Here is a 989-nt window from a genome sequence, read left to right on the forward strand (position 1 = left end):
TCAGTAACCTGATTTGTCATTGCAAAGTCTCTGATCAGGTGTGTTTCCGAATCAACAGCAGTCTGCGGGTTATATGCAACTGCAAAACCGTTCTTATTTTTCATCAGTCTTGCATCCGCATCTGTAACTGACAGCTGTGAAGCACCGGTCTCCTCCATCAGTTTCTGGTAGCCTTCATATTTTTCCAGGCGTTCCTTTGCTTCTTTGAGTTTTGTCTCGATAATCTCGCGGGTAAGATTCTCCGGTGTTTCCTCCTGATCTTCCCGTTCATCCATTTCCTTTAAAATACGCAGATATTCATCCGTATGGGCATTCAGCCACTTGATCCTGTCATCCAGCTTATTCTTCGTAAAGTTATTGTCTTTTGAATTATTTGCCAGAAACTTACTTCCATCAATAGAACTGAAACCCCATTCCACTGCACCGGAAATCCGGCGGTTAAATTCATGGAAGATTTCTTTCAGGCTGTCAATGTTTACCTTTCTGAACTCAGAAATCGTGCGAAAATCAGGCTCTGCACCGCCCATCATCCATTTAACCTCAAGATTTACTTTACAGCTGTCTTCCAGTTTCCGTGAAGAACGGATTCCTTTCCGGCTGCCATAAATATACAGCTTATACATTCCTCTTGGATCATAAGACGGCCTGCCTTCTGTTGCAGCTTCCCTGACATGATATTTTTTCAGATCAAGGCTGTCCACAAAAGCATCGATCAGTCGTGCAATACTTTCCGGATCCACAAAAGAGTCCCATGAACACATCATCATCTGTGTACGGTCAAACGTCTGTACATATGGCATAATTCTTCACCTCAAATATCAATTCAATCTACTGTCATTATACTCTAAATGCTGTTAAAAGTCTTGTATTGTGTGCGCTTTATTCAGTTTTCAATGTGCAAATTTATTTATGTCAAACACCCAAAACAGGTGGTTCAACCTATTAGTTATGCGATGTGCTGGCTGTCCTAGTTTTCAGACAGTCTCCCC

1 protein-coding gene is annotated in these 989 nt (G+C 41.9%); it reads right to left on the reverse strand.

The genetic code is table 11. The features are described 5' to 3' along the window. On the reverse strand, window positions 1–800 hold an 800-nt coding region (locus tag ACTNB3_RS17800), incomplete at its 3' end, for a transposase (RefSeq protein ID WP_441027289.1). Between the last annotated feature and the right edge of the window lie 189 nt (window positions 801–989).

This window comes from Bariatricus sp. HCP28S3_D3 (assembly GCF_052065755.1).
Taxonomy (GTDB): domain Bacteria; phylum Bacillota; class Clostridia; order Lachnospirales; family Lachnospiraceae; genus Allocoprococcus.